Consider the following 9,296-nt stretch of genomic DNA (forward strand, 5'->3'; position numbering starts at 1 on the left):
CAACAGCGAATTTCGCAATATTGGTTATTGGGACGACACCACGCTAACTCAACACCAAGCGTCAGAACGCTTACAAGACAAATTACTCGATTTCATCCCTCATAAAACAGGGCGCATCTTAGATGTTGCCTGTGGTATGGGCGCATCAACTAAGCGTTTGTTAAATCATTATCCCGCAGAGCAGGTTTGGGCCATTAATATTTCTGCCAAGCAAATCGAAACAGTCAAAAAAAACGCGCCGGGGTGTCATGCTTTAGTGATGAATGCTGTCGATTTAACCTTTGATAACGACTTTTTCGATAATATTATCTGCATCGAAGCCGCTTTCCATTTTGAAACCCGGCAAAAATTCTTAGAACAAGCCTTCAGAGTGTTAAAGCCCGAAGGTCGTTTAGTATTATCGGACACGTTATTTACCTCAGCAGACCGTCTAGCCCAACACGCCGTATTTCCAAGCCCTGCTAACCATATCGAAACTGTTGCCGAATACGAAAGCGCGCTTAAAGCGGCAGGTTTTCGTAACATTGAAATTATAGATGCCAGTGAAGCGATATGGGGACGGCATTTTTTGCATACGATTAACAAAATCCATGCCGCGTTTTACCACGGACAACTTAACGTCATACAACTCACGGAAATTTTATGGACGTATTATTATTTAAACTCGATTACCGGCTTATGCGTACTGGTATCGGCACAGAAATGACGGGGTTATACACTTTAGTAGGGACAGGGTATTTAGGGCGCAGGTGTTGGCAGCATGGATGCTGCCACCAAGCTTACAGGGACGTATTCACGGCTTCCTCGGCAACTGCTCCTGCGTTGCTAAGCCACATGGATGTGGTGAATGCAGAAAACGCAGGAGCGGTTTTCTGCCTACTACACGCCATCCCTGGCGTTATGCACCCTGAATACCCTGCCCTGCCTTACGTTGGTATCCAAATAACGGCATAGTTTGAAAAAAACTAAACGCCAAGGGTAATATCCGCACAGATTTTGTGAGATAGTTCTCGGCGCAAGCCGGTTCGTTGCTCACCACACACAAATAAACGAGGTCACCTTATGAGTCAAGCGCCTATTTCTGAATTATTAATCATCCGAAAAAATAAAGCCGGTCTAGTAATAAAAGGTACTGATGATGCCGACCAATTATATGGCTCGAATGAAGCCGATACCATTAATGGTGGCTTAGGCGATGATTATCTAGTCGGTTATGGCGGAGATGATAAATTCATTGGTGGTTTAGGCAATGATATTATCGACTTAGGTTCGGGCAGTGATGTGTGTTTAATTGCCAAAGCCGACGGTCAAGATGAAATCCAAAATTCAAACTCGACTAACGATATTGATGCCATACAATTCACCGACTTAGCGAGTACCGAGATAACGGCTGTCTTGCGCGATCCCAGCATCGCTAACGACAATAACAATGGTCATTTAATTGTTCAATACGGCAACGGTGGCCAAATTACGCTTGATTATTACTTTAATAGTGACTACTACCGAATAGACGAGATTCGTTTTACTGATAATGTTATTTGGACCTGGGACGATTTAAAAAACTTAAGCTTAGTCGGTACAGCATTTAACGATCTCATTAGAGGTTACGAGGGTCAAGTTAATAACATCACTGGTTTAGATGGGCAAGATTATTTAGTCGGACGTGAGCTCAATGACACGCTAGTCGGCGGTGCGGGCAATGATACGCTCTACGGTTACGAGGGAGACGATAGACTAATTGGTGGTACAGGCAACGACTATTTAGACGGCGGCCTTGGCAATGATACTTATGTGATTAGCGCTGACGGTGGGCAAGATGAAATCGCCAATGGCGTATCGGATGCAACCACCGATGTTGTAATATTTGAAGCGCTCAACTCCACTGATATAACCGCTGTATACCGAGACCCAAGCAATGGCAACTATAATAGTGGCGATTTACTCATTCAATACGGCAATGGTCATCAAGTCAGACTCGACTATTTCTTTAACGACCCTTACTACCGCATCGATGAAATCCAATTTGCCGATGGCGTAGTATGGGACTGGGATGACGTAAAAGCTTTAGGACTTGTCGGCACGGCATTCGACGATAGCTTTTATGGTTACACAACCAGTAATAACCATTTAACGGGTTTAGACGGAAATGATACCTTATCAGGTAGAGAACTAAATGATACGCTAGAAGGTGGTACGGGCAATGATAAATTATACGGTATTGACGGTGATGACCGATTAGTCGGCGGTAGCGGTGATGATTATCTCGATGGAGGTGTAGGCGCAGATACTTATTTATTCGCCAAAGGAGACGGTCACGATGAAATTTACGATGTCGATTCTAACGGTAGTATCGATACCGTTAAATTCACTAACATTGCCTCTACCGACCTTCGCGCCATATACCGAGATACCAGCTATGCCAACAATAATAACGGTCATTTAGTCTTAGAATATGGTAAGACCGACAAACTCACTATCGATCATTATTTTGCTCATACGAACTATCAAATCGAACAATTTATCTTTAGCGATGGCGTCACTTGGAGCTGGGAAGACGTAAAAAGCGTGGGGCTAATAGGCACGTCGCTGGCCGATTCGTTTTATGGTTATAAAGACGATAACAACACGCTATACGGACTTGCCGGCGATGATTTCTTAGGTGGTAGAGAATTAAATGACTCACTTTTCGGCGGTGACGGTAACGATGTGCTGCGCGGCTTCGAAGGCAACGACCGCTTAAATGGCGGTCGAGGCAATGACAAACTGCAAGGCGATGAAGGTAGCGATACTTATTTAATCGCTAAAGGCGACGGTCACGATGATATTTATGACAATGACTCTAGCGGTGGTATCGATATTGTTAAATTCACCAATATTGCCTCCACCGAGATAACAGCCAAATACCGCGACCCTTCTCAGTCAAATTACAACAACGGTCATTTAATTTTAGAATATGCAAACGGTGGTCAGTTAACCTTGCATGATTATTTTTATAGTGAAAATTCTCGAGTAGAAAAAATTGAGTTTGCTGATGGTGTGACCTGGGGTTGGCAACAGTTAAAAAAACTGGGGTTAATGGGGACGGAATTAGACGACTTTTTTTCTCAGGTTATGCTAATGAAAAAAACGTCTTAAAAGGTCTAGGTGGCAATGATTATCTAAATGGTCAAAACCTTAGCGACACCGTTGATGGCGGCGCTGGCAACGACCGTTTACGAGGCGACGACGGCAACGATGAGATTATTGGTGGTACTGGTAACGATGACTTAGCTGGTGGCGCAGGCAACGATGTTTATTTAATCGGCAAAAATGATGGTAGTGATGTTATCTACAATGGCGATAGCGATGGTAGTATCGACATCGTGCGATTTACCGATTTTTACCCCAGCCGATATTACTGCTAAATACCGAAATCCAGACCGAGCCAATTACAACGACGGTGATTTAGTCATTCAATATGGTAACCAACAAATTACTATCCAAGATTTTTTTTATAGTGCAAATTACCGTATTGATAAATTCATCTTTAGCGATGGACGGGTATGGACATGGGAAACGCTTAAGTCGTTAGGCTTAATCGGCACAGTCTATGCCGACAATATTACCGGCTATACCTTAACTAATAATGTCATTAAAGGCTTTGACGGCGACGATGCATTACAAGGTGCGGAACTCAATGACACGATAGAAGGCGGAATAGGCGCTGATCGACTGTACGGCGAAGCCGGTAATGACCGTGTATTAGGTGGTGCTGGCAACGATTATATACACGGTGGTCAAGGTGACGATAGCTTAATCGGCTATAGTGGCAATGATACCTTAAACGGTGGCGATGGTAACGACACGTACGTTATTAGTAAAAAAAGCGGTAAGGACATTATTGTTAACTACGATAATAACTATGACATAGCTATAGACAAAGTCGTGTTAACGAATTATGCCTCTAGTGATGTAAAAGCGATTACTCAAAAGGGCTCGCATTTATTGTTCACGTTTACTGATAACAGTGAGTTAGAAATCCAATATTATTTCTATGATGACAGTTATAAAATTGACCAATTCGTCTTTACCGATACCATTTGGACGGATAGCGATATTAACGGCAACAAAGCCCCTACGTCAGCCAATCAAACCGATAATATTGATGAAGACCATGCTCTAACCTTTGCCACAAACCAGTTTGGTTTTAACGATAGCGATGCGGGCGATAGCTTACAAGCCGTCAAAATTACCCAATTGCCTCAAGGGGGCCTGTTAACGCTAGACGGTGTCGATGTCGCAGTTGACCAAGTGATTAGCGTTGATGATATTAACGCCAGCAAGCTAATGTTTACGCCAGATAACAACGATTACGGCGACCATTATGGTGACTTTTATTTTAAAGTCAGCGATGGTCAGGCGTTTTCTACTGATGCTTATCTATTTCGTATTGATGTCAATTCAGTTAATGACGCACCTTATCTTGCCGAACCTTTAGACAATCAAACTGTTATCTACGATAATCCGTTAATTTACAGAATCCCACGCGCTAGCTTTATTGATGTAGATAGCGGCGACACGTTACGCTATTCAGCTACTTTAAGCGATGGCTCTGCCCTACCCGCCTGGCTTAACTTTAATGCTAAAGGACTCTTATTTACCGGTACACCTAGCGCAAGCGACGTCGGTGACCTCACCATAGACGTCATCGTCACCGATAAAGCCGGCGCGCAAACCAGCGACCAATTCACGCTAAGTGTCACCAGCGCCAATAGCGCACCGACATTTATGCAAGCAGGTGACGGTATCGTTACCACAACATTAGGCGCTTACAACGATTGGGGACAAGCGGTAAGCCTGCAAAGCGATGGTAAAATCGTTATCACCGGTTACAGCGAGACCCGCAACGGCGCACAAATTGCGCTAGTGCGTTATAACAGCGATGGCAGTTTAGATACTGAATTTAACCAAACCGGCACCGTGTTAACAGCTTTAGCCGGTGTCGATGATAGAGCATTTGACCTCAGCATCGATGATGATGGCAACCTACTCGTTACTGGTTTTAGCTTAACCGCCTCTAACTATGATTTTGCAGTATTACGTTATTTAGCGAATGGCCAATTAGACGCCAGCTTTGGTGAGCAAGGTGTAGTCACTACCGATTTTGGTCAAGCCAATACTGCTCTCTTTGGCGACCGTGCTTATAGTGTTGCAACTCAAACCGACGGCAAAATAATCGTTGCGGGGTTTAGCAGCAATGGCAAAAGTGAAAATTTTGCGTTAGCACGCTACCACCAAGATGGCTCTTTAGACACGAGTTTTTCTGGGGATGGTAAACTCAACACCGACCTTGATGGTGGTGCTGAGTTTGGCCAAGCCGTATCGCTACAAGACGACGGTAAAATTGTCGTCGCTGGTTATGATTACCAAAGCGCTAACACTAACTTTCAACTGGTGCGCTACACTTCGCAAGGTACATTAGACACTAGTTTTGGTAACGCAGGTAAAGTCAGCACCGACTTCGACGGCAAAACCGATTGGGCGCAAGATTTAGCAATACAAGCGGATGGCAAGCTAGTCGTGGCTGGTTACAACTTCAGCAACACATCGGCAGATTTTGAACTAGCACGTTATAACAGCGACGGTTCTTTAGATAACAGCTTTAGTGATGATGGTAAGCTAACCACCGACTTCAACGCCGGATTAGATAAAGCACAAGCCATAGCGCTCCAAACTGATGGCAAAATCCTTGTCGCCGGTTCTAGCTTTAATAACGGGCAATGGGATTTTGCCGTTGCTCGTTATAACAATGATGGCTCATTAGATACCAGTTTTGCTGGAACTGGGTATGTCATCTCGGACTTATCAACGGGTGGCAACGACTTAGCCTATGACTTAACACTACAAAGCGATGGCAAAATCGTAGTCACTGGCATCAGTGACGGTCAAGCGACGGTTGTGCGCTACCTTAGCGACGGCCGCTTAGATGGCTATTTTGGCACGATTAACACGGCTAACAATGAGATTAGTTATGTTAGTCATGGCGCAGCTGTAGTATTAAATAGCAATATTGTTATTTACGATACCGAACTCAGCGCTCAAGGCCACTACCAAGGCGCAAGTATCCAAGTATCGCGCCACGGATTAGCTAAGGCACAAGATGTCTTTTCCGCCCAAGGTGAGTTAAGTTTTAGTAATAAACAAGCGCTTATTGACGGTGTAGTGATTGGTACGGTTAACAATAGCCAAGGCGTATTAACAATAGAATTTAACGCCAACGCAACCGAACAACGCGTTAACCAAGCCTTAGCCTCTATTGCCTATCAAAATACCGCGATTAACCCACCCGATACCGTCAGCATTGACTGGTTGTTTAGCGATGGCGATAGCAATTCAGCACAAACGACTACGGGTACCACCCTGGTTAATATTAGCGACGATAATACTAGCGCTCGCATACAATTAACCGGCATCACTCATACTGAAAATACAGAGGTTTTTGGTTATTAGTCACTTCGTTAAGTAGGCATCGTCTACCTTTTCAACCCACTACTTTATAAACAACACCTATGCAATGTTACTTATTCCCCGGTCAAGGCTCACAATTTAAAGGTATGGGAGAAGCTTTATTCGCTGAATTTCCTGAACTCACTGAATTAGCGGATAGCCTGTTAGGGTATTCGATTAAAGACTTATGCGTTAACGACCCCAATCAAGTGTTGCATAAAACCCAATACACCCAGCCTGCACTGTATGTCGTGAATGCGTTAAGCTATAGACACCAGCTTAAGCAAACCGGCATCACGCCTGATTTTGTAGCAGGTCATAGCTTAGGCGAGTATAACGCGTTAGAAAGCGCAGGCGCGTTAAGTTTTGCCGATGGTTTAACATTGGTAAAAAAGCGCGGCGAATTAATGAGCCAAGCGCCTAAAGGTGCAATGGCTGCGGTATTAGGCTCAAACGAACAAGACATTCACGCAATATTACAAAAACACGGCTTAACTGGCATAGACATCGCCAATTATAATTCGCCTAGCCAAACCATTTTATCTGGCTTAGAACATGACATAGCCGAAGCTCAAGCCTGTTTTGATAACGGTCAGATTCGCTTTATTCCGCTCAATACCAGCGGTGCATTTCATTCGCGCTATATGGAAGCTGCGATGCTTGAATTTAGCGCGTATTTACAAAGCGTTAATTTCGCTACACTCACCATACCCGTCATCGCCAACATCAATGCCCTACCCTATCCACAACACGCGATAGCAGACCTGTTAGCGCAACAAATCAATCACTCAGTACGCTGGCAAGACAGCATCCTGTATTTGTTACAACAAGGCGTAACCGACTTTACTGAAGTAGGCCCAGGTAATGTGTTAAGTAAATTAATACCTAGCATTAAAGAGTATTATGCCAGTACACAAGCAACGACCGCGCAAACACCTATTAAACCGCTAAGTGCCACCGATATGATTGCTGCATGGAATCAACGCTACCCCATTGGTACCAAAGTCAATGTCGCCGGCTATGACGAACCTTTAACGACGAAAACGGAAGCCATGTTGTTATTTGGCCATAGAGCCGCGATATATTTAAACGGTTACAACGGTTATTTCGCATTAGTCGAAGTGACGCCGGTATAGGCATGAGCTATCAAGCGATTAAGCTGCGTTTAGAGCCGCCAGTTTGTTATCTACAACTGCATAACCCAGCCCAAGGCAACACGATTAACGACCAGATGTTAACCGAATGCTTACAAGCCTTAGCGGCGCTGAGCGAATCGGCTCATATAGTCGTGCTAGAAGGAATGCCGGACTATTTTTGCTTAGGCGCTGATTTTTCTGGCCTACAAACCACGAATACTCCCACACAAACCCCAGAACTTTATTACAGCTTATTACAACAATTAGCGTCGGGAGATTTTGTCAGCATTGCCCATGTTAAAGGCAAAACCAATGCCGGAGGCGTCGGCTTAGTCGCGGCCTGTGACATTGTGCTAGCGGATAACAGCGCTGAATTCAGCTTATCGGAATTATTATTCGATTTATATCCCGCTTGCGTATTACCGTTTTTAATCCGCCGAATTGGTCTGCAAAAAGCACATTATTTAACGCTAAGCACAAAACCAATTAACACGGAACTGGCGTTAGCTTGGGGCTTAGTCGATGCTAGCGATGCCAACAGCGCTTCATTGCTTAGAATACATTTATTGCGTTTACGGCATTTATCAAAAACCGGCATTGCAAACTATAAGCGCTATATCAACCAACTTTATCCTGCGCTAGAGCATAACCGCAGCACCGCAATAAACGCTAACCGTGCGATGTTTGCCAATCCCGAAACGTTAAACAAAATCAAACGGTATGTCGCAACCGGGTTATTGCCTTGGGAGAGTTAATGACTTTTAATCACTAGGTCGGCGGTTCGAGTCCTTCCGGAGCCAAGGAAATGAAGGTCTTGCAGCATTGAGAATATCTTGCTTAACTTGGGCGATTTCGCCACGTTGAATATCAAAAATGCGCTGCAACTGGTCGATTTGCTGCGCATTGTTGTTGATTAAAGCGGTTTGGCGTTCAATAAAGCGCGTCTGGTCTTGGGTAATTAGGTCGAACTTGTTATCAATCTTCTGTACCAAAGCGTCTTCAATTTGTCTGAAAGCATTTTTTAATGCTGCTTCTAAATGTCTTTTAAGGTCGGCGGCATGTTGTTTATTAGCTTCAATGTGCCTATCTAAACAGCCATTGAGTTCGTCTTCTTGAGTATTAATTGCTGTTGAATTTCTGTCCGAAAAGCCAATAAATCGGCGTTGATATTTTCAAAATGCGTAGAGGCTTGGTATTTTAAGTCGCTCCCAACAGTCGCTAACTGTTGAATATTTTGCACTATGTTATTTTCTAGTGTGCCGACCCTTGTTTCTAGAAAATCTTTCAAGTCATTTTTTCGATTGCATCTCTATACTGGCGCGGTAAGAATGCTTTTTTTGTTTCGATAAAGCCTTTTGTGTCGGCATCTTGCAGGTAAGCGCCCAATTGCTGATTAAACCGGTAGACGCCGCGCGCCAAGGAAGGCAAGAATTGTTGTAATTTATCGGTTGAGTGCATTGTGAAGAAGGTGTTGTTGATTTATGCGGTAGTTCTCACTACCTCCCCGAAAATTGAAAAAGGGCCATAGGATGATGACATGGACTCCTCACTTAGCAAATTGATATAAACTTTGAGTACATAATCTCAAATTATTAAGGAGTTCATCATGGACACAGCAATGCGAACTATAGGCATAGATATAGCAAAAAACATCTTCCACTTAGTGATCCAAGA

General features: G+C 43.9%; 9 protein-coding genes. 6 read left to right on the forward strand and 3 right to left on the reverse strand.

What is annotated here, in order from left to right:
• The 6 genes from VZ94_RS03120 to VZ94_RS03140 all read left to right on the forward strand — a co-directional run.
• Nucleotides 1–706: class I SAM-dependent methyltransferase (locus VZ94_RS03120; RefSeq protein WP_052700174.1), on the forward strand; the 706-nt coding region annotated here is incomplete at its 5' end.
• Nucleotides 707–1,062: 356 nt separating this feature from the next.
• Entirely contained in the window at nt 1,063–3,135 is a 2,073-nt protein-coding gene (locus VZ94_RS03125; protein ID WP_052700175.1) for a calcium-binding protein, read from the forward strand.
• Nucleotides 3,048–3,404, forward strand: a complete 357-nt coding sequence (locus VZ94_RS25740) for a calcium-binding protein (protein WP_052700176.1) — start codon at nt 3,048–3,050, stop codon at nt 3,402–3,404. Before VZ94_RS03125 ends, VZ94_RS25740 begins: the two co-directional genes overlap by 88 nt.
• A complete protein-coding gene (locus tag VZ94_RS22135; RefSeq protein ID WP_052700177.1) occupies nt 3,346–6,489 on the forward strand; it encodes a putative Ig domain-containing protein in 3,144 nt (1,047 codons plus the stop codon). The genes VZ94_RS25740 and VZ94_RS22135 overlap by 59 nt, the downstream gene beginning before the upstream one ends.
• A 59-nt stretch (nt 6,490–6,548) precedes the next feature.
• Nucleotides 6,549–7,622, forward strand: coding sequence for an ACP S-malonyltransferase (gene fabD, locus VZ94_RS03135; RefSeq protein ID WP_045778127.1), 1,074 nt, complete (start codon nt 6,549–6,551; stop codon nt 7,620–7,622).
• 2 nt (nt 7,623–7,624) lie between these two features.
• Complete coding sequence (locus VZ94_RS03140) at nt 7,625–8,377, forward strand: enoyl-CoA hydratase/isomerase (protein ID WP_045778128.1); 753 nt, start codon at nt 7,625–7,627, stop codon at nt 8,375–8,377.
• 6 nt (nt 8,378–8,383) lie between these two features.
• On the opposite strand, the gene VZ94_RS03145 is transcribed toward VZ94_RS03140, so the two are convergent.
• The 3 genes from VZ94_RS03145 to VZ94_RS25750 form a co-directional block, all read right to left on the reverse strand.
• Complete coding sequence (locus VZ94_RS03145; RefSeq protein WP_045778129.1) at nt 8,384–8,614, reverse strand: hypothetical protein; 231 nt, start codon at nt 8,612–8,614, stop codon at nt 8,384–8,386.
• Between the two features lie 95 nt (nt 8,615–8,709).
• Nucleotides 8,710–8,910 carry a hypothetical protein gene (locus VZ94_RS25745; protein ID WP_045778130.1) on the reverse strand — a complete coding sequence of 67 codons (201 nt, stop codon included), beginning with the start codon at nt 8,908–8,910 and terminating at the stop codon, nt 8,710–8,712.
• Nucleotides 8,907–9,080, reverse strand: a complete 174-nt coding sequence (locus tag VZ94_RS25750) for a hypothetical protein (RefSeq protein ID WP_157844838.1) — start codon at nt 9,078–9,080, stop codon at nt 8,907–8,909. The genes VZ94_RS25745 and VZ94_RS25750 overlap by 4 nt, the downstream gene beginning before the upstream one ends.
• Nucleotides 9,081–9,296: the final 216 nt, after the last annotated feature.

Origin of the sequence: Methylocucumis oryzae (assembly GCF_000963695.1) — a bacterium.
In the GTDB taxonomy this organism is placed as follows: domain Bacteria; phylum Pseudomonadota; class Gammaproteobacteria; order Methylococcales; family Methylomonadaceae; genus Methylovulum; species Methylovulum oryzae.